Raw genomic sequence first — 20,186 nt, forward strand, 5'->3', positions numbered from 1 at the left:
ACCGGCTGACGGGCCGCCGACGTTCAGCTCCCTCACCCCTCCCTTACATCGGCCACCGGCTGCTCGCCGAAATCCGGCCGGTCCAGGTAGGCCAGCAGCTTGGCTGCCGCCTGCTCGGGGCTGTCCAGCAGCCCCTGCGCGCGCAACTGGACGAAGCGGTCGTGGTCCGGGAAGTGCGCCGGGTCGCCGCCGCGCAACTGCACCTGCATGTCGGTATCGATCACGCCCGGCGCCAGCGACACCACGCGCGCGCCCAGCGGTTTCAGTGCCTCGTCCAGCGCCAGCGCGCGCGTGAAATGGTCCAGCCCCGCCTTGACCGCACAGTAGGGCGCGCTGGCCGCCATGGCGCGGCGGCCCAGGCCGGAGGAAATGCTGAGCACCTTGCGCGCCACGCGCCAGGGCTCGGTGGCGCGCAGGAAGGCGCGCGTGAGCAGCACCGGCGCCTCCAGGCCCACGCGCAGCGCGGCCGAGAGCGTGTCCACCTCCACCTGCTCCACCGGCCCCGGCGGCGTCAGCAGCGCGGCGTTGTTGACGAGCACGGCTTCGGAAAAGCCGCCATCGGCCTGCGCCGCCAGCCAGGATTCCAGCAACTCGGCCACGGCCACGGGCTGGCTCAAATCCTGCGCCCACTGCTCCAGCGCCGCGCCGGCCGCGCGGGGCTCGGACGCCAGCGCCTCGTTCGGCCGGCGCGAGAGCGTGAGCACGTGCGTGTGCTCGCGCTGCAGCAGCGCCACGGCCAGCGCGCGCCCCATGCCGCGCGAGGCGCCGGTGAGGACCACCAGCCGCTTCATGCGCCTGGCTCCTGGTTGAACAGGGAGTGCCCCTGCACCTGCTCGCCGCAGGTGAAGAAGCGCCCGGCGGCGATGTGGTGCAGCGTGCGCAGCGCGTCCAGGGCCGGATCGGCCTCGGCGCCGTCGCGGTACTGCCAGCGTCCGCCGGCCCAGGCACGCGAGTCGGCCTGCGCCGCCACCACCTCGCCGAGGAACAGGTCGTGCTCGGACTGCAGCGCGGGCTGCGGCAGCAGCCGGCATTCCAGCCAGGCCACGCAGCCCGCCACCAGCGGTGCCTCGACCACGTGTCCGGCAAAGCTGCCGACGTTGAACGCCTCGAACTTGTCCACCTCCTCGCCGCTGCACGTGCCCACCGTGTAGGCCAGGTCGACCTGCGCGCGGCAGGGCACGTTGAGCGCGAAGCTGCCCGCGGCCTCGATCAGCTTGCGCGTGTAGGTGCTCTTGTCCAGCACCACCGCGATCTTGGGCGGATTGAAGTCCAGCGGCATGGCCCAGGCGGCGGCCATGAGGTTGCGGCGCCCGCCATGGGCGGCGCTCACGAGCACGGTGGGACCGTGGTTGATCAGGCGATAGGCCTGCGGCAGGGGCACGTCTTGTTTCATGCCGCGATGATGCCCGCGCTCAGAAGGGCGCCGGGCTTTCAAAGCGCATGACCGTGCCGTCGCGCGGGTGCGGCAGCGCCAGCTCGGCCGCGTGCAGCAGCAGCCGCGGCGAGCGCGCGAGCACGTCCGGCGGCGCATACAGCTCGTCGCCGACGATGGGGTGGCCCAGCGAGGCCATGTGCACGCGCAACTGGTGCGAGCGGCCGGTGACGGGTTCCAGCTCCACGCGGGTGGCATCCGCCCCGTGGCCGAGCACGCGCCAGCGCGTGAGCGACGGCTTGCCCTGCACCGGGTCCACCATCTGGCGCGGGCGGTTGGGCCAGTCGCAGCGCAGCGGCAGGTTCACTTCGCCCACGCCGCCGTCCGGCGGCTGCAGGTGCCCGGCCACCACCGCCACGTAGCGCTTGTGCACGCGGCGCTCGGCAAAGGCCATGCTCAGCGCGCGCTGCGCATCGGCGCCGCGCCCCATGGCGATGAGGCCGGAGGTGGCCATGTCCAGCCGGTGCACGGTCAGTGCGTCGGGAAACTGTTTTTGCGCCCGCGCCGCCAGGCAATCCGGTTCGGTGCGCCCGGGCACGGCCAATAAGCCGGCGGGTTTGTCCAGGACCAGCAAAAACTCGTCAGCAAACAGCAAGGAAATAGCGTCCATCAACTGGCGAGCATAAATGTCGGGCTTTGCCCATCACGACCCGAATGGATGTGTAGAATTGTTACCACAGAATTACCAAGTCCGTTCCTGCTGGTGTGTCCCTTTCCGCCCGCGGTCATTCAACAGAATGTCTTGCGTGGCTGGCCTGGTTTGAATATCCCCCGCTGCGTCCCTTGCGTGTTTCTGTTCCCGCCCGGGTAGTACGCGGGCGGGATTTCGATGTTTTTTCACAAGGTTCAATTGCAATGAGCACTCAGCAAACCGGCATCGTCAAGTGGTTCGACGATGGCAAGGGTTTCGGTTTCATCACCCCGGACGGTGGCGGCAAGGACGTGTTTGCGCATTTCAGCGAAATCCAGTCCGACGGCTTCAAAAGCCTGAAGGAAAACCAGCGCGTGGAATTCGAGCTGCGTGAAGGCCCCAAAGGCCAGCAAGCCGCCAAGATCCGCGCGATGTAATCCGCGCCGAATATCCGGCTCATGAAAAAACGCGGCCCTGGGCCGCGTTTTTCGTTGGGGGAAGGGATGAGGTTGCGCCGCTGCCGCGAGGCCTGCACCCGGCTCAGAAGCGGTCCACCAGCCCCGTCTGCTGCGCCGTCTGCGGGTTGGAGCCCGCGTCGCGCACGCGCTGCAGCGCGTCGGCCGTGGGCAGGCCCAGCGCCTTGAGCAGGCAGGCCGCGGCGCTGCCGGTGCGCCCCAGGCCGGCGGCGCAGTGCAGTAGCACCGACTCGCCCGCCAGCAGCGACTGCGCCGCCGCCGCCATGCCGGCGTGGAAGTCGTGCAGGTCCGGCGGCAGGCCGAAGTTGCGCATGGGCAGGTTCAGCCAGCGAAACGGCAGCGTGCCCTGCACCACGGCCGAGCGGTAGGCGGGCGACAGCGTGGCCAGCTCCTCCATGGGCGCCAGGCACAGCACCAGCGACACCCGGTGCTGCCGCGCCTCGGCCAGGAAGCGCTTGAAGGGCTCGAAGCGCCCGGGCATGGCCGACAGCCAGAGCTGCCCCGGCACGCCCGCGGGCAGGGCCACGCCGCGCAGGGTCACGGCGGCCACGTTGTCCAGCGCCGCCGCCAAGGCCTGCTGCGAGGGCGCCGGCTGGGTGGAAGAGGGGGTGGCGGCTGGAGCGTTCATGGCGTCTCCCGGTGGGTTAGCGCAGCGCTCAGTGCGAGTACTGCTGGATGCCGGCGATGGCCCAATTGCGGCTGCCGTCGGCAGGGCGCACCAGGTGCCAGACCTCGTCGAAGTCCGTCGCCGGGGCGTCGCGGTCCTCGCGGATGAGGCCGCTGTAGCGCACGCTCACCACCTGGCGGTCGGCTTCCTGGGCCCAATCCACCACCTGCGCGTCCACGCGCACCACGTCGGTGGTCTGCTGCTTGCCGGCGCGATCCTGCAGGTCCAGCTTGGCCGAGGCGAACATCTCCGGCGTGGTGAAGCTGCGCAGGTCGTTGAGGTCGCCCGTGTCGTTGGCCGCCTGCATGCGGATGAAGATGGTCTTGGCCACGCGCTCGAAGGCGGCGGCGTCGAAGTCTGCCGGCAGTTGCGGCGCGGCATTCGTCACCAGGGCACCGTCGGCCGCGGCCGCCGGGGTGTAGGCACTGCCCGGCTGCGCGGTGCTGCCGAAGCTGTCGGCCTGGCGGTTCAGGTTGGTGCCGTAGCCGGGTTGCTGGTTCCAGGGCGTGGAGGCGGCCGTGCCGCCCAGGCCGGCACCCGCGCCCGCACCGGCATAGGCCGGCTGGTTCTTCTTGCCGGCGAAGCGGCTGACCAGGAAGCGGATCAGGAAGATAGCCGCGACGGCCAGCAGCGCCATCATCACGAAGTTGGCCACCGCCTCGCCCATGCCGAAGTGGCTCAGCAGCGCGGCGATACCCAGGCCGGCGGCCAGGCCGGCGATGGGCCCCAGCCAGTTGCGCTTGGGCGCCGCAGCGGCGGCAGCGGCCGCGCCGGCGGCCGGCGCCGTGGCCTGGCGGCCGGGCTGGGCCTGTTGCGCGGGAGCGGCCGGGCTGGTGGGCGCGGCCTGGTTGGGCGCCTGTTGCGGGGGGGGCGTCTGCGGCGTGCTGCGCGCCGGCAGGCTGCGCTGCAGGCCGGACGAGCTGCCGCCGCCCAAGCGCTTGGCTTCCGCCATCACCGGGGTGAACGACGCGGCCGCCACGGCCAGCATCAGCGCGCCCAGCAGTCCAGTCCTTGTCTTGCTCATTGCCTTGTCTCTCTTCTCGGTCTCCGGGCGATGGCCCGGCCTTGCGTTCTGTGAATGATGGGGGCGGCCCAAAGTTCCCCAATAAGGGTGAATGACAATTTCGGCCATGTCCCTGTCGAAATCTCTTTCCCGTTCCCAGGCCCTGGGCTGCACCCTGGCCGCCGCGGCCTGCGCAGTGGCCGGCGCCGCCGTGGCACAGACCGCAGCGCCGCCCGGTGCGCCCCCGGTGCCGGCAAGCGGCGAGCCGGTGCAGCGTGTCGAAATCACCGGCGAGCGCAGCGGCGGCGAGGTGCGCGAGCGGCGCGAGTCCACCGCCGCCAAGACAGTCATAGGCCGCGAGGACATCGAGCGCTTCGGCGACGCCTCCTTGGGCGAGGTGCTCAAGCGCCTGCCCGGCGTGACGCTGGACGGCGCCCCGGGCCGCGGCGGCAGCCCGCGACTGCGCGGCCTGGGCAACGGTTACACGCAAATCCTGCTGGACGGCGAACAAGTGCCGCGCGGCTTCGAGATCGACTCGCTGGCGCCCGAGCAGATCGAGCGCATCGAAATCCTGCGCGCCCCCACCGCCGAGACCGGCGCCCGCGCCGTCGCCGGCACCATCAACATCATCACCCGCGAAAATTTCAAGCGCCGCGCCAACGACCTGCGCCTGTCGCTGGGCCTGGAGGACGGCCGCTGGAGCCCCGGGCTGAACTGGAGCCGCAACGGCAGCGCCGACGCGCTGGCCTACACCTTCAACCTCAACGCGCTGAACTCGCGCGTGCGCGCGCACACCGACTCCGTGCTGGAGCGCGGGCCGTCCGGCGGCGCCCCCACGCTGCGCCGCGAGGAGACGGTGGACAGCGAGATCGAGCGCCGGCGCCTCACCTTCAACGGCCGGCTGCAGTGGCGGCTGGGGGAGGGCGAGAGCTTCACCCTCACGCCCTTTGCCATCTACGGCGAGGGCGACAGCCGCCGCCACGCCACGCTGGCGCAGCAGTCCTCCGATCCCGACAACAAAGTGCCCTGGACGCAGGCCGATCCCGTGGGCCACTCGCGCTTCACCCTGGCCCGGCTGAGCGCCCAGCGCAACCAGCGCCTGGCCGACGGCACGCGGCTGGAATGGCGCGCCAGCGCCGGCCGCTGGCTGTACGACGAGAACACGCTGCGCCCGGAAACCGGCGGCGCGGACCCCGCGCTGCGCTACGACGACGCCCACATCAGCGACCGCAGCTGGAGCGCCAGCGTGAAGGCCTCCACGCTGCTGGCCGACGCCCACAGCGGCGTGGCCGGCGTGGAGCTGGAGGGCGCGCGGCGCCGTGAGCAGCGCAGCAACCTGGCCGACGGCGTGCCGCTGCTGCCGGCCTTCGACGATGGCCTGCAGGCGCGCTCGCAGCGCGTGGCCGTCTACGCGCAGGACGAGTGGGACATCAACCCGCGCTGGGCCGCCCAAGCCGGCCTGCGCTGGGAAAGCATAGAGACGCGCAGCGAGGGCGTGGACGGCGACCGGCGCAACCGCAGCGCCGTGTGGAGCCCGGTGCTGCACACGGTGTGGAAGTTCGACGCGAAGAAACGCGACCAGTTGCGCATGAGCCTCTCGCGCAGCTACCGCGCCCTCACGCTGGGCAGCCTCGTCGGCAGCCCCGTGGTCAGCACGCAGAACTCGTCCACCAGCCCCGACCGCGCCGGCAACCCCGCGCTGCGCCCGGAGCTGGCCACGGGGCTGGATGTCACCCTGGAGCGCTACCTGGGCGGCGGCGGCGTGCTCAGCGCGGGCGTGTTCCACCGCGAGATCAGCGACCTCGTGCGCAACGAGACGCGGCAGGAGGGCGGGCGCTGGGTGAACCGGCCCTACAACGTCGGCGACGCCACGGTGCAGGGCCTGGAGCTGGAGGCGAAGTTCGCGCTGCGCGAAGTGCTGGCGCAGGCCCCGGCGCTGGACGTGCGCAGCGGCGTGAGCTTTTTCCGCTCCCGCGTGCACGACGTGCCGGGGCCGGACAACCGCGTGGACCAGCAGCCGGGCATGACGGCCAACCTGGGGGCGGACTGGAAGCCGCGCGGCACGCCGCTGACCCTGGGCGGCAACCTGCACTGGACGCCGGGCTACGTCACGCGGCTGTCGGCGATCGAAACCGCCCGCGTGGGCCGCAAGCCGGTGTTCGACGCCTACGCGCTGTGGACCTTCAACCCCTCGCTGGCGCTGCGCCTGTCGGCCACGAATTTCTCGGCGCCGGATTTCGTGCGCGGCAGCGCCTACGACAACGCCGCGCTCAACCTGCGCGAGAGCTCGCAGACGGTCAACAGGACCTATGTGGATTGGCTGCTGCGGCTGGAAATGAAGCTGTAGGGCCGGCCGCATCGCATCGTTCAGGAATCTGAACGATGGCTCCCATGCAGTGAGGGAGCGAAGTGCGTTTTCGTGAACGATGGGGCCCCTGCCGCCTCACTCGTCCACGCCTGTTTCCGCTGGCGCCATGGACCCCGGCGCCAGGATGCGCACCCGCGCCCCCGCGATCGCCACCACCTGGCCCGCACGCAGCTTGGCCGTCTTGCGCAGCTCCTGCTGCCCGTCCACTTCCACCTTGCCCGCGGCCACCAGGGCCTTGGCCGCGCCGCCGTTGTCGGCCAGCCCCGTGGCCTTCAACAAGGCGTCCAGTGGGATGAACTCGCCCCGCAGCTCGAAATCGATGTGTTGCATGCGCATCAGGCGCCTCCCTCCAAAAGATTGAATTCCTCGGCCAGCAGCGCATAGGAGCGCCGCCGCACGGCCGGGTCGAATGCCCAGGTGTTGACCACCAGCTCGTCCAGCTCCAGCGCCGCCGCCAGCGAGCGCAACTGCCGCCCAACCGTGGCCGGCGAGCCGACGAAGGCCTTGTGCCGCAGGGGGGCGAGCTGCTGCAGCTCGGCGTCCGTGAAGCCGCGCCGGGCCACCTCGTCCGGCGGCAGCAGCGGGCCCAGCACGCCGCGCGCGCGGTCCAGCCGCCAGCGCTCGCGCGACAGGGCGTGGTGGCGCGCCTGCTCGTCGGTCTCGGCCACCAGCGCCCACACGCAAATCGTGGCCTGCGGCTTGGCGTGCCGCGCGCTCGGCTGGTAGAGCGTGCGGTACAGGTGCAGCGCCTGCTCCACGCCCTGGCCGTCCATGAAGAAGTAGGCGAAGGCGTAGGGCAGGCCCAGGTGCGCGGCCAGTTGCGCGCCGTAGTCCGAGCTGCCCAGCACCCAGAGCTGCGGCGCGCGCTCCTCGCCCGCTCCCTCCGGCGGCAGCGGGTGCGCGGCGATGCCCAGGTGCCGCGCGCCGCCCACCCAGGCCTGCAGCGCCTGCACCTGCTGCGGAAAGTCCTCGGCCGAGGCCAGCGCGTTGGGGTTGAGCGCGCGCGCCGTGCGCAGGTCGCCGCCCGGGGCGCGGCCCACGCCCAGGTCCAGGCGCCCCGGCGCCAGCGCGTCCAGCACGCGGAACTGCTCGGCCACCTTGAAGGCCGAGTAGTGCGGCAGCATCACCCCGGCGCTGCCCAGCCGTATGCGCGTGGTGCGCGCCGCGATGGCCGCCAGCAGCACCTCCGGCGCGCTGCCCACGATGGTGGGCAGGTTGTGATGCTCCGAGCACCAGAAGCGCTCGTAGCCCAGCGCCTCGCAGTGCTGGGCCAGCGCCAGGGTGTCGCGCAGGGCCGCGTCCTCGCCGGCGCCGGCCAGGGAAACGGATTGGTCGAGTACGGAAAGCTTCATGGGCAGGCCTGCATTCGGGGCGCGCAATCTACCGCAGCGCGGGCACCGGCCCGGCAAGCCCCTTGCCCAAGGGGGCGGCGCCGCTGCTTCCGGATAATCCGCCGATGACCGAATCAAGCACTGCCGCCCAAGCCGCCACGACCACCCAAGGCTTTGGGCAACTGCCGCTGCCGCCCGCGCTGCTGGCCAACCTCGAACAACTGGGCTACGCGTCCATGACGCCCATACAGGCCGCGGCGCTGCCGCTGGCCCTGGCGGGGCACGACCTCATCGCCCAGGCCCGCACCGGCAGCGGCAAGACCGCCGCCTTCGCGCTGCCGCTGCTCGCCCGCCTGGACGCCGCGCGGCTGGACGTGCAGGCCCTGGTGCTGTGCCCGACCCGCGAGCTGGCCGAGCAGGTCACGCAGCAGGTGCGCCGCCTGGCCCGCGCGGAAAGCAACGTCAAGGTGCTCAACCTCAGCGGCGGCAGCCCCATCAAGCCCCAGGCCGAAAGCCTGGCCCACGGCGCCCACGTGGTGGTGGGCACGCCCGGCCGCCTGCTGGACCACCTGGAGCGCGGCACGCTGCAGCTCGACGCCCTCTCCACCCTGGTGCTGGACGAGGCCGACCGCATGCTGGACATGGGCTTCTTCGACGACATCGCCGCCGTGGCCGCCAAGTGCCCGCGCCAGCGCCAGACGCTGCTGTTCTCGGCCACCTACCCCGAGGGCATCGCCAAGCTGGCGCAGCGCTTCCTGCGCGAGCCCAAGGAGGTGAAGGTGGCCGAGCGCCACGCGCCGGGGCGCATCGCCGAGCACTGGTTCGAGGTCACGGAGGACCAGCGGCTGCACGCCGTCTCGCAACTGCTGGCGCACTACCGGCCGCAAAGCAGCATCGCCTTCTGCAACACGCGCCAGCAGTGCCGCGACCTGGTGGAAGTGCTGCGCGCGCAGGGGATAGAGGCGCTGGCGCTGCACGGCGATCTGGAGCAGCGCGACCGCGACCAGGTGCTCATCCGCTTCGCCGGCCGAAGCTGCTCCGTGCTGGTGGCCACCGACGTGGCCGCGCGCGGCCTGGACATCGAGGGGCTGGACGCCGTCATCAACGTCGACATCTCCCAGGACACCCAGCAGCACGTGCACCGCATCGGCCGCACGGGCCGCGCCGACGCCACCGGGCTGGCCCTGAACCTGGCCTCCATGGACGAGATGGGCCGCGTGGGCCAGATCGAGCAGCAGCAGGGCCGCGAGTCGCGCTGGGAAAAGCTCGCCGCGCTGCAGGCCGCCCCCGGCGGCGTACTGCAGCCGCCCATGCACATGCTGCAGATCCTGGGCGGGCGCAAGGACAAGATCCGCCCCGGCGACGTGCTGGGCATGCTCACCGGCGAGGGCGCCCTGCAGGCCGCGCAGGTCGGCCGCATCCACGTCGGCGACTACCAGACCCACGTCGCCGTGGCGCGCGAGGTCGCCCACGCCGTGGTGGCGCGGCTGGCGCAGGGCAAGCTCAAGGGCCGGCGCGTGAAGCTGCGCCTGCTGCAGGACGCCCCCGAGGGCGCCTGAGAACACGGCACTGGAGGCACCCCCCTTGATCCGATCCTTCGCCGCCTTCTTCGAGCGCCTGGTCCATCCCTACCCGGAAGATCCGCCGCCCACGCCGCCCAAGCACTTCTTCGCCTTCCTGTGGACCTGCTCGCGGGGCATGCGGCCCTGGCTGGTCGGCATGACGCTGCTCACCGCCGTCATCGGCGCCTTCGAGGCGCTGCTGTTCGGGATGATGGGCCGCATGGTGGACTGGCTCGCCGGCGTGGCGCCGGGCGAACTGTGGGCGCGCGAGAAGTGGAGCCTGCTTGGGCTGGTGGCCATCCTGCTGTTCAGCCCGCTGGTGGTGGCGGTGCAGACCGCCTTCAAGCACCAGACGCTGGCGGGCAACTTCCCCATGCGGCTGCGCTGGGACTTCCACCGCCGCATGCTGGGCCAGAGCCTGGCCTTCTACCAGGACGAGTTCGCCGGCCGCGTGGCCACCAAGGTGATGCAGACCGCCCTGGCCGTGCGCGAGGCCTGGTTCACGCTGGGCGACATCCTGGTCTTCGTCACCATCTACTTCGTCACCATGGTGGCGGTGGTGGGCGCCTTCGACCTGCGGCTCGTCATCCCGTTCGGCGGCTGGGTGGTCTGCTATGGCGTGGCGTTGTGGTACTTCGTCCCGCGGCTGGGCAAGGTGTCCAAGGCGCAGGCCGACGCCCGCTCGCTCATGACCGGGCGCATCACCGACGCCTACACCAACATCACCACCGTCAAGCTGTTCTCGCACGCGCAGCGCGAGGCCGGCTACGTGCGCAGCGCCATGCAGGAGTTCATGGTCACGGTGCACGGCCAGATGCGGCTGGTCACGGGCTTCGAGGTCGTCAACCACACGCTGAGCATGCTGCTCATCGGCAGCACCGCGGGCGTGGCGCTGTGGCTGTGGATGCAGGGCCAGGCCACGGCCGGCGCGCTGGCCGCGGCCACCGCCATGGCGCTGCGCCTCAACGGCATCTCGCACTGGATCATGTGGGAGATGGCGGGCCTGTTCGAGCACGTCGGCACGGTGCAGGACGGCATCAACACCCTGAGCCGGTCGCGCACGGTGGTGGACCAGCCCAACGCCCCGGCGCTGCGCGTGGCGCAGGGCGACATCCGCTTCGAGCAACTGCGCTTCGCCTACGGCGGCAAGGGCAACGACGAGCCGCTGCTCGACGGCTTCAACCTGCACATCCGCGCGGGCGAGAAGATCGGCCTGGTCGGGCGCTCCGGCGCCGGCAAGAGCACGCTGGTGAACCTGCTGCTGCGCTTTTACGACGTGCAGGGCGGGCGCATCCTGATCGACGGGCAGGACATCTCGCGCGTCACGCAGGACAGCCTGCGCGCGCAGATCGGCATGGTCACGCAGGACACCTCGCTGCTGCACCGCTCGGTGCGCGACAACATCGTCTACGGCCGCCCCGACGCCAGCGACGCCGAGGTGATGGCCGCCTCGCGCCGGGCCGAGGCGCACGGCTTCATCCAGTCGCTCTCCGACGCCTCCGGCCGCCAGGGCTACGAGGCCCACGTGGGCGAGCGCGGCGTGAAGCTGTCGGGCGGGCAGCGCCAGCGCATCGCCATCGCCCGCGTGATGCTCAAGGACGCGCCCATCCTGCTGCTGGACGAGGCCACCAGCGCGCTGGACTCCGAGGTGGAGGCCGCCATCCAGGCCAGCCTCTACAAGCTGATGGAGGGCAAGACGGTGGTGGCCATCGCGCACCGCCTGTCCACCATCGCCGCCATGGACCGCCTGGTGGTGCTGGACCAGGGCCGCATCGTGGAGGAGGGCGACCACCGCAGCCTGCTGGCACGCGGCGGCATCTACGCGCGGCTGTGGGCGCACCAGAGCGGCGGCTTCATCGGCGAAGAGGACGAGGGCAGCGGCGACACCCTGCACGTGCTGCCGCGCACCGACGACAGCGAAGAGGAAGAGGAGCCGCGGCCGGCGGCGTGAAGCGGCGGCGCCATCCGCAGCGGCGACAGAGTGCCTGTAGGAGGCCCGCTCGCGGGCCGAATTGCGGCCTCTAAGGACAGCAACGCTTCAACCACATCCCGCCACACGCGTTAACACCCCGTTGCCTTCTGACGCGGTTTGTGGCTCAAGGCCGGCGGCGCCCTATCCGATGCAGCAGACGTAGTCCCCGCATGGCGCCTTGCGCGCTTCGTCCCATGTCTGCCGCACCCCCGTTCCACCTGGCCGTTCCCGCCCGCGCGGTGACCCGCACCGCGTTGCGCGGGGGGGCGGCATGAGCTCGCTGCTGGGCCGCTGGCTACAGGGCTCCATACGCCGCCAGTTGCGCGCGGCCGTGGCGGCCACGGCCGTGCTGGCGGCGCTGCTGCTGGGCGTGGTGGAGGTCTCGCGCGGCCTCATGGACGCCCGCGAGCAGACGCGCACCGAGTCGCTGAGCCTGGCGCGGCTGCTGGTGCACCACCTGCGCGCCGCGCTGGTGCTGGACGACGTGGGGGCCGCCGCCGGCATCGTGGCCGGGCTGTCCGAGCGCCCGGAGGTCAGCGGCGCGCTGCTGCTGGACGCCGCCGGCAACGTGCTGGCCAGCTACCGCCGCAGCGGCGACGCGCAGGACCCGCGCTGGCGCGTGGCGCTGCGCGTCCAGGCCGCCGCGCTGCCGGGCACCGACTCCGCGCTGCAGCAGGGCTGGACCGCGCAGACCAGCCGGCACGACGTCGTCATGGACGGCCGCCGTGCTGCGCAGCTCGTCATGGACGTGGACCTCGCCCGGCTGTGGGCCGACGCGGCCGAGCACCTGGCCGCCTCGCTGGCGCTGGCCGCGCTGGCGGCCTGCGGCGCGGTGCTGGTCACGGCGCGGCTGCGCAGCAAGCTCATAGATCCCGTGCAGCACCTGTCGGACGCCATGCACCGCGTCACCCGCGAGCACCGCTACGACGTGCGCGCCGAAGGCGGCGGCGACGACGAGATCGGCCGCCTGGTCCACGGCTTCAACGCCATGCTCGGCGAGATACAGCAGCGCGACGCCGCCCTGGCCCGCCACGGCGCCGAGCTGGAGGCCATGGTGCAGCAGCGCACCGCCGAGCTGCGCCAGGCCAAGGACGCCGCCGAGGCCGCCAGCCGCGCCAAGAGCGAGTTCGTGGCCAACATGAGCCACGAGCTGCGCACGCCCATGAACGGCGTGCTGGGCATGCTGGAGCTGCTCATGCACACGCCGCTGTCGCCGCGCCAGCTCGACTTCGCGCGCACGGCGCACGCCTCGGGGCAGTCGCTGCTGAGCATCCTCAACGACATCCTGGACTTGGCCAAGATCGAGGCCGGCCGCCTGGCCGTGGAGAGTGTGCCGCTGGACCTGGGCCAGGTGGTGGAGGACAGCGTCTCCCTCTTCGCCCCCACCGCCCAGGGCAAGGGCCTGGAGCTGCTGTGCGGCGTGGACCCGGCGCTGCCGGAGCGCGTGTTGGGCGACGCGCTGCGGCTGCGCCAGATCGTCTCCAACCTGGTCTCCAACGCCTTGAAATTCACCGCCCGCGGCGAAGTGGCGGTGAGCCTGCGCGCCGCGGGCGAGCATGCCTTCGAGATCGAGGTGCGCGACACCGGCCCCGGCATCGCGCCGGAGCTGCAGGCGCGGCTCTTCAAGGTCTTCACGCAGGCCGACAGCTCCACCACGCGGCGCTTTGGCGGCACCGGGCTGGGCCTGAGCATCAGCCGCCAGCTCGCGCACCTCATGGGCGGCGAGATCATGCTGCGCAGCCGGCCGGGCGAGGGGTCCACGTTCACGCTGTACCTGCCGCTGCGCCCGCTGCCCGCAGGCGAGGGCGCACGGCCGGGCGCGGAGGAGGCCGGCCTGCAGGGCCTGCGCGTGCTGCTGGTGGAGGACAACGCCACCAGCCGCGAATTCCTGTCCGCCACGCTGGCGCACTGGGGTGTCCGGACGGAGTGCGTGCCTGACGCCGCCCAGGCCCTGGCGTGGCTGAACCGCGCCGCCGAGTCCGGCGAGCGCGTGGACCTGCTGCTCACCGACCACCACGGTCCCGAGTTGGACGGCTTGACCTTGGCCCGCGCCGTGCACGCCGACCCGCTCTGGCACCGCCTGCCCGTGGCGGTGCTGAGCTCGCTGGCCGCCGACGAGGGCGTGCTCGCACAGGACGCGCGGGTGCGCTGGCTTTCCAAGCCACTGCGCCGCCAGGCGCTGCTGGAGCTGCTGCAGTCGCTGGCCGGCGCCGGTGGCGCGGCGCCGCCGGCCAGTGCGCCGTCCATGCCCCTGGAACAAGTCAAACCCCTGCGCGTGCTGCTGGCCGAGGACAACGAGGTCAACCAGCTCCTGGCGCAGACGCACCTGGAAGCCCTGGGCTGCGAAGTGGCCCTGGCCGGCAACGGCGAGGAGGCCTTGCAGCTCTGGCAGGCCGGCGCCCACGACCTGGTGCTCATGGACTGCCAGATGCCGCGGCTCGACGGCTACCAGGCCACGCGCCGCCTGCGCGAGCTGGAGGCGGCGTTGCCCAACCGGCGGCGCACGCCCATCGTCGCGCTCACCGCCAATGCCATGGAGGGCGACCGCGAGCGCTGCCTGGCCGCCGGCATGGACGACTACCTGAGCAAGCCTTTCACGCGCGAGTCGCTGGGCGCGGTGATGCAGCGCGGCATCGCCCGCGCCCGCGCCCATGGCGGCGGTGGTGGCAAGTCGCCGCAACACCAGCCCTGGGAAGCGCCGGCCACCGAGGCCTGAGGCCGGCCGCGCCGGACCAGCGACTCCCGCCGGGGCGACTGGCCTGGCCGGGCAGGCGCGCGCCGCTGCCGCGTTGGGCCGCAGCCACAGCCACAGCCGCAGCTGCTTCAGGCCGGCACGGCTGGCGCGCCTGTTGCAAAGCCCAAGGCGCCCCGTTTGCCGCACTGCACAATACGCGGTTGGCGCGGCGCGGCCTGCCGCGCGCGGCAGCAGCGCTCAGCAGCGGGAGGAGTGGTCCATGCGGTACGTCGTGTTCAACCAGAAGGGTGGAGTCGGTAAATCCACCATCACCTGCAACCTGGCGGCCATCAGCGCGCACCAGGGGCTGCGCACGCTGGTGGTGGACCTGGACCCGCAGGGCAACTCCACGCATTACCTGTTGGGGGACGCCGTGGCGGACGACGCGCCGCACCTGGGCGGCCTGTTCGACCAGGTGCTGCACTTCAGCATGCGGCCCAAGGCACCCATCGACTTCGTCCTGCCCACGCCGTTCGAGAACCTCTTCGTCCTGGCCTCGCACCCGGTGCTGGAAGAACTGCAGAGCAAGCTGGAATCGCGCTACAAGATCTACAAGCTGCGCGAGGCGCTGGAGTCGCTGGCGCCGCACTTCGACCGCATCTACATCGACACCCCGCCGGCGCTGAACTTCTACACGCGCTCGGCGCTGATCGCCGGTGGCGGCTGCCTCATCCCGTTCGACTGCGACGCCTTCTCGCGCCGCGCGCTGGACGCGCTGCTGGAGAACATCCAGGAGATACGCGCCGACCACAACGCGCAGCTCCGCGTGGACGGCATCGTGGTCAACCAGTACCAGCCCCGCGCCAACTTGCCGCAGCAACTGGTGCAGCAACTGGTGGACGAGGGCCTGCCCGTGCTGCAGCCGTATCTCAGCGCCTCGGTGAAGATCCGCGAGTCCCACCAGCGCTCGCAGCCCATGGTGCACATGGACCCCAAGCACAAGCTCACGCAGGAGTTTCAGAAGCTGCACGAGGCGCTGCCCGCCTGACTGCAACGGCCTGCACCTCGACTGCCGTGACCCTCGGGGGGTTACTTCGCCCCCGTCACCCTCCACACCGCATTGCCCACGTCGTCGGCCACCAGCAGCGCGCCCTTGCCGTCCACGGCCACGCCCACGGGGCGGCCCTGCGCGTCGCCGCGGTCGTTGAGGAAGCCTGAGAGCACCGTTTGCGGCGCCCCGCCGGGCCGGCCGTTGGCAAAGGGCACGAACACCACCTGGTAGCCCGCGGGCGGCTTGCGGTTCCAGCTGCCGTGCTGGCCTATGAACATGCCCTGGCGCAGGCTCTGCGGCAGCAGCGCCGCATCGCCCCCCCAGGTGAGCCCCAGCGCGGCCACGTGCGCGCCCAGCGCGTAGTCCGGCTTGATCGCCTTGGCCACCGCCTGCTCGTTCACCGGCGTCACGCGCTCGTCCACGTGCTGGCCCCAGTAGCTCCACGGCCAGCCGTAGAAGCCGCCGTCCTTCACCGAGGTCAGGTAGTCCGGCACCAGGTCGTTGCCCAGCTCATCGCGCTCGTTGGCCACCGTCCACAGCACGCCCGTGGACGGCTCCCAGGCCATGCCGTTGGGGTTGCGCAGGCCCGTGGCGAACAGCCGCTTGCGGCCGCTGGCGCGGTCGATTTCCCAGATCGCCGCGCGTCCCTCTTCCGCCTGCAGCCCGTTCTCGGCCACGTTGGAGTTGGAGCCCACCGTGGCGTAGAGCGTGCGCCCGTCGCGGCTGGCGATCACGTTCTTGGTCCAGTGGTGGTTGATGGGCCCGCCCGGCAGCTCCGTGAGCCGCTCGCCCGGCGCCGTGATCTGCGTGGCGCCCGGCGTGTAGGGGAAGCGCACGAGCGCATCGGAGTTGGCCACGTAGAGGTCGTTGCCCACCAGCGCCATGCCCAGGGGCGAGTTCAGGCCCTGGAGGAACACCGTCTTCGTCTCCGCCACGCCGTCGCCGTCCGCGTCGCGCAGCAGCGTGAGGCGGTTGGCGCTGGGGACGCCCGCGCCGGCCTTGGCCATGGCCTTCTTCATGAACCAGCCCTTGATGCCTTTGCCGTCCTCCGGCTTGGGCGGCGCGTTGCTCTCGGCCACCAGCACGTCGCCGTTGGGCAGCACGTACAGCCAGCGCGGGTGCTCCAGCCCGGTGGCGAAGGCGGCCACCTGCAGGCCCTGCGCCGCCAGCGGTTTGGCGCCGGAGGGCCAGCCCACGGCCGGGGCGACGTCCATGGTGGGAATGAGCGTCTTGTGCGGCGGCGGCAGCGTGGGCTCGGGCCCGGTGAGGTCCGCCACGGACAGGCGGGGCGAATCGCTGCCGCACCCCGCCAGCAAGGCGGCGGCAACGGCCAGCACGGTCAGGCGCAGGGACACGGCAAGGCTCCTTGGCAAAGCTGGGTTTGCCCGGGAGTCACGGCAAACGGCGCGCCGAGGGCCCAGTCCTTGCACCGCCTGTCCATCCCGTACACTGAACGATGTGCAACAAAATGTAGGATAAACGGCGCAGAATTTCGAGTCCTGCGCGCCGCCGGGGAGGCGGCGCGGCTGTTCATGGTTTGATAAGAAACGACGTCCATGGAAATAAAAATCCGCGCCAAGGCCGCCTCGAAGCCTATTTACGGCACCAGCGGCAACGACGTTTTTGTCGGTACGCCAAACGCTGATATTTATTATGGTCTCGGTGGCGCCGATACCCTGCGGGGCGGGGGCGGCGACGATCTCATCAATACCATCGGCTATGCCGGAAACGATTTGATCGACGGCGGGGATGGCAATGACTTGCTGTATGGCGGGCTGGGAAACGACACGATTCTGGGCGGCGCGGGCAATGATGACCTGTATGGCGATGCCGGCGACAACGTCCTGCAAGGCGGCGCGGGAAATGACACTTTGAGCGTCAGCGCCAGATTGGGAAAAAATATCCTGGACGGTGGGGAAGGCAACGACTCCATTTCCGGCGGCAACGGCAATGACACCCTTTACGGGAGCATCGGCGACGACACCCTTTTCGGTGGCGCCGGCCATGACAGCCTGGACGGCGGCGCGGGCCAGGATTCACTGTATGGAGGCGCAGGCGACAATACGCTGCAGGGCGGCGCCGGCGATGACTATCTTGGCGTTTACAGGGAATACGGCCGCAGTTTTCTTGATGGCGGCCAGGGCAACGACAAACTCGATGGCGGTGGCGGGAGCGACAGCCTTTATGGCGGCGAAGGCAACGACACCCTCTATGCTGTTGCCGGCCATGACAGCCTGGACGGCGGCGCCGGCAACGACAGCCTGGATGGTGGCGACGGCAACGACACCCTGCACGGCGGCGCGGGCGTGGACACGCTGCAGGGCGGTACCGGCGACGACGTCTATTACCTCGATGACCGCCTTGACAGCGTCTGGGACGCAAGCGGCCGCGACACGGCCTACGTCTCCATCAACGGCGCCTTCGTGCCCGGCAGCATCGAATCGGTGGTCTACACCAATGGGGCGCAAGCGCTGCCCTATTTTATTTCTGGGCTGCTGTACAACAATATTCCAGATATTCCCGCCAGCGGCTCGCCAAAAACCATCAGCTACAGTTTTGCGCTGAGCCCGACGCCGGGAATGACGGGGTTTGCAACTTTCAATGGGGCGCAGCAGGCGTCAGTGCGCGCGGCACTGGCTTGTTATGCTGTCGTGTCCGGCCTGAAATTCAAGGAAGTGGCCGACAGCCCTGGCGTGAAAATGCGTTTTTTCCGCGACGATCTGGCGTCTGGGCATTACTATGATGCTTCTGGTTATGCGTCTGCAAACGGCGCCGTTCATGTCAAGGTGGATTACGCTTCCCTGATGGCGCCTGATTATGGGTATCAGGTACTGCTGCACGAGATTGGACATACTTTATATTTGAAGCATTCTTTTGAAGCTCCCGTGCTGCCCAAGGCGGAGGATGATCAGCAGAATACGGTCATGAGCTACAACAATTCCAGCGTGCATGCGCAAAATATTGGCATGTTTGACCTGGCCGCCATTCAATATCTTTATGGTGTCAATGCCGGCGTGCGTGCCGGCAGCAATACTTATTCGCTGCAGGACCGCTACATCTGGGACGGCGGCGGCGTGGACACCTTGTCAGCCGCCGGCGAGAGCGCTGCCGTGCACCTGAATCTGGCCGAGGGCAGTTGGAACTGGGTCGGCACCAAGGCCGGCAGCATCCTGGCCGCGGGCCAATCCTTCATCGGCTTCGGCACGCAAATCGAGAACGCCACCGGTGGCCGTGTCGGCGACGTGCTGAGCGGCAATGCCGTGGCCAACGTGCTCAGCGGCGGTGCGGGCAACGACACGGTCTCAGGCGGCGCAGGCAACGACACGCTCATCGGCGGCCCTGGGCTGGACCAGCTCAGCGGTGGCGCGGGCCAGGATGCCTTCCGCTTCGCCGACGCGCCGGGCAGCACCACCGTGGACAGCCTCACCGACTTCGTTGCCGTCGATGACCGGCTGGAGTTCGACCACACCGCCTACGCCGCGTTGGGCCCGCTGGGGGCGCTGAACGCCGGCGCCTTCGTCCTGGGCAAGGCGGCGCTGGACGCAGGCGACCGGCTCATCTACACGCCGTCCACGGGCGAGCTGCGCTTTGATGCCGACGGCACGGGCGCACGCGCGGCCGTGCTGCTGGCCAAGCTGGGCGCCAATACCGTGCTCACGGCGGCGGACCTGTTCGTGGTTTGAGGGGCAGGGCGGCTTCGCGCCGCCTGCGGCGTGCGGGCTTGCTCAGCCCCTGCGCGACGCCTCCCAGGCCTTCCGCAGCCGTGCCACGCCCTCGCGCAGCCGCTCAGGCGTCTCGGTGCTGAAGCTCAGGCGCAGCCGGTCGCGCGGCGCGGCACCGGCGTAAAAAGCGTCGCCCGGGACGAAGGCCATGCCCGCGGCCAGCGCCGCCGGGAGCAGGGCGCGTGTGTCCGTGCCGTCGGTGAAGTGCGCCCACAGGAACATGCCGCCCTCCGGCTCGCTGAACTCCAGCGCGCCGCCGAAGGCCTCGCGCAGCGCCTGGCACAGCGCGCGGCGCCGCTCGCGGTAGGCGCCGCGCACCCGCGCCAGGTGCGCCGGCAGCCGCCCGCCGGCTAGGTAGTGCGCCGCCACCTCCTGCGCAAAGGAGGAGGTGTGCAGGTCCATGGACTGCTTCACCCGCGCCGCGGCTTCCGCCAGCGCCGTGGGCAGCACCAGCCAGCCCAGCCGCAGCCCCGGCGCCACGGCCTTGGACAACGTGGAGGTGCGCCCAACCCAGGCGCGCGCGCCCGGCACGTCCTGCGCCAGCGCCGCCAGGCTGGGCAGCTCCTGTCCTTCCGTGCGCAGCACGCCGTAGGGGTCGTCCTCCAGCACCAGCACCTCGTTGCGCGCCGCCCACTCCAGCAGCCAGCGGCGGCGGCGCAGCGACAGCGTCGCGCCGGACGGGTTCGCGAAGGGCGTCACGAGGTAGACGAGCTTGGGCTTGCGAGGAAACGCCATGGTCTCCAGGTCTTCCACCCGGGCACCTTCTTCGTCCTCGTCCAGCCCCAGGCATTGCGCGCCGGCCAAGTTGAAAGTCTGGAGGGCGGCCAGGTAGCTTGGGCGCTGCACCACCACCACGTCGCCCTCGTCCAGCAGCAGCCGCGCCACGATGTCCAGCGCCTGTTGCGAGCCCGTGGTCACCAGCAGCGCGCGACCGGCCAGGGCGATGCCCTGCTCGCGCTCACGCGCCTGCAGCGCTTCGCGCAGGGCGGTCTGCCCCTCGGTCAGCCCGTACTGCAGCGCGGCGGCGGGGTTGGTGTCCAGGGCGGCCAGCGTGGCCGCGCGCAGGCCCTCGGTGTCGAACAGCTCGGCCGCGGGCAGGCCGCCGGCCAGGGAAATCACCTGCGCCTGCTGCGCGGCCTTGAGCAGCTCGCGCACGTCGGAGCTGCGCAGCGCGGCGGCGCGGGCGGACAGGGCATAGCGGGGCGCTGGTTGCGTGTTCTGGTCGGTGTTCTGGTCGGTGCTCATGGCGGGTCGGCGGCTGTGGCGTGGGTGAATGGGGTGAACGGGAAGGGGCTGC

16 protein-coding genes are annotated in these 20,186 nt (G+C 70.9%); 7 read left to right on the plus strand and 9 right to left on the minus strand.

Translation table 11 applies throughout. From position 1 onward, the window contains the following. Window positions 1–32: 32 nt before the first annotated feature. Genes SM757_RS14130 through SM757_RS14140 form a run of 3 tightly spaced genes read right to left on the minus strand, consistent with a single transcriptional unit; the run spans window position 33 to window position 2,042 of the window. Window positions 33–791, minus strand: coding sequence for an SDR family NAD(P)-dependent oxidoreductase (locus tag SM757_RS14130; RefSeq protein ID WP_322465951.1), 759 nt, complete (start codon window positions 789–791; stop codon window positions 33–35). Continuing rightward, window positions 788–1,393: a flavin reductase family protein gene (locus tag SM757_RS14135; RefSeq protein WP_066338199.1), complete on the minus strand. Its 606-nt coding sequence runs from the start codon at window positions 1,391–1,393 to the stop codon at window positions 788–790. The genes SM757_RS14130 and SM757_RS14135 overlap by 4 nt, the downstream gene beginning before the upstream one ends. A 19-nt stretch (window positions 1,394–1,412) precedes the next feature. Beyond that, entirely contained in the window at window positions 1,413–2,042 is a 630-nt protein-coding gene (locus SM757_RS14140; RefSeq protein WP_322465952.1) for a pseudouridine synthase, read from the minus strand. A 245-nt stretch (window positions 2,043–2,287) separates the two neighbouring features. Here SM757_RS14140 and SM757_RS14145 point away from each other — a divergent pair, with 245 nt between their 5' ends. Further along, complete coding sequence (locus SM757_RS14145) at window positions 2,288–2,500, plus strand: cold-shock protein (RefSeq protein ID WP_066338195.1); 213 nt, start codon at window positions 2,288–2,290, stop codon at window positions 2,498–2,500. A 103-nt stretch (window positions 2,501–2,603) separates the two neighbouring features. Here SM757_RS14145 and SM757_RS14150 read toward each other — a convergent pair whose 3' ends face one another. Together SM757_RS14150 and SM757_RS14155 are read right to left on the minus strand one after the other, a co-directional pair. After that, on the minus strand, window positions 2,604–3,167 hold the full coding sequence (locus SM757_RS14150; protein WP_322465953.1) for a protein-tyrosine phosphatase family protein: 564 nt from the start codon (window positions 3,165–3,167) through the stop codon (window positions 2,604–2,606). 28 nt (window positions 3,168–3,195) lie between these two features. Further along, on the minus strand, window positions 3,196–4,230 hold the full coding sequence (locus tag SM757_RS14155) for a Tim44 domain-containing protein (protein WP_322465954.1): 1,035 nt from the start codon (window positions 4,228–4,230) through the stop codon (window positions 3,196–3,198). 106 nt (window positions 4,231–4,336) lie between these two features. Here SM757_RS14155 and SM757_RS14160 point away from each other — a divergent pair, with 106 nt between their 5' ends. Further along, the gene (locus SM757_RS14160) at window positions 4,337–6,556 is read left to right on the plus strand and encodes a TonB-dependent receptor plug domain-containing protein (protein WP_322465955.1); all 2,220 of its coding nucleotides are present in this window, start codon (window positions 4,337–4,339) and stop codon (window positions 6,554–6,556) included. Window positions 6,557–6,652: 96 nt separating this feature from the next. Here SM757_RS14160 and SM757_RS14165 read toward each other — a convergent pair whose 3' ends face one another. Together SM757_RS14165 and SM757_RS14170 are read right to left on the minus strand one after the other, a co-directional pair. Continuing rightward, window positions 6,653–6,907: an RNA-binding S4 domain-containing protein gene (locus SM757_RS14165; RefSeq protein WP_322465956.1), complete on the minus strand. Its 255-nt coding sequence runs from the start codon at window positions 6,905–6,907 to the stop codon at window positions 6,653–6,655. A gap of 5 nt (window positions 6,908–6,912) precedes the next feature. Continuing rightward, window positions 6,913–7,929 (minus strand): LLM class flavin-dependent oxidoreductase, encoded by a 1,017-nt coding sequence (locus SM757_RS14170; protein ID WP_066338192.1) that lies wholly within the window; start codon window positions 7,927–7,929, stop codon window positions 6,913–6,915. Window positions 7,930–8,033: 104 nt separating this feature from the next. Between SM757_RS14170 and dbpA the strand changes: the two genes are divergently transcribed. The 4 genes from dbpA to SM757_RS14190 all read left to right on the plus strand — a co-directional run bounded on the left by dbpA (window position 8,034) and on the right by SM757_RS14190 (window position 15,164). Then, window positions 8,034–9,467, plus strand: a complete 1,434-nt coding sequence (gene dbpA / locus SM757_RS14175) for an ATP-dependent RNA helicase DbpA (RefSeq protein WP_322465957.1) — start codon at window positions 8,034–8,036, stop codon at window positions 9,465–9,467. 25 nt (window positions 9,468–9,492) lie between these two features. After that, window positions 9,493–11,421, plus strand: a complete 1,929-nt coding sequence (locus tag SM757_RS14180) for an ABC transporter ATP-binding protein (RefSeq protein WP_322465958.1) — start codon at window positions 9,493–9,495, stop codon at window positions 11,419–11,421. Window positions 11,422–11,713: 292 nt separating this feature from the next. Continuing rightward, the gene (locus SM757_RS14185) at window positions 11,714–14,158 is read left to right on the plus strand and encodes a response regulator (RefSeq protein ID WP_322465959.1); all 2,445 of its coding nucleotides are present in this window, start codon (window positions 11,714–11,716) and stop codon (window positions 14,156–14,158) included. Between the two features lie 238 nt (window positions 14,159–14,396). After that, entirely contained in the window at window positions 14,397–15,164 is a 768-nt protein-coding gene (locus SM757_RS14190; RefSeq protein ID WP_066338185.1) for a ParA family protein, read from the plus strand. A gap of 41 nt (window positions 15,165–15,205) precedes the next feature. Here SM757_RS14190 and SM757_RS14195 read toward each other — a convergent pair whose 3' ends face one another. Beyond that, complete coding sequence (locus SM757_RS14195; RefSeq protein WP_407655758.1) at window positions 15,206–16,540, minus strand: PQQ-dependent sugar dehydrogenase; 1,335 nt, start codon at window positions 16,538–16,540, stop codon at window positions 15,206–15,208. A 183-nt stretch (window positions 16,541–16,723) separates the two neighbouring features. Here SM757_RS14195 and SM757_RS14200 point away from each other — a divergent pair, with 183 nt between their 5' ends. Further along, on the plus strand, window positions 16,724–18,850 hold the full coding sequence (locus SM757_RS14200) for a calcium-binding protein (protein ID WP_322465960.1): 2,127 nt from the start codon (window positions 16,724–16,726) through the stop codon (window positions 18,848–18,850). Between the two features lie 42 nt (window positions 18,851–18,892). Here the strand turns inward: SM757_RS14200 and SM757_RS14205 are convergent, their stop codons facing one another. After that, window positions 18,893–20,134, minus strand: a complete 1,242-nt coding sequence (locus SM757_RS14205; RefSeq protein WP_322465961.1) for an aminotransferase-like domain-containing protein — start codon at window positions 20,132–20,134, stop codon at window positions 18,893–18,895. Window positions 20,135–20,186 lie beyond the last annotated feature (52 nt).

It is taken from the genome of Azohydromonas lata, assembly GCF_034427735.1.
Classification (GTDB): Bacteria; Pseudomonadota; Gammaproteobacteria; order Burkholderiales; family Burkholderiaceae_C; genus Azohydromonas; species Azohydromonas lata.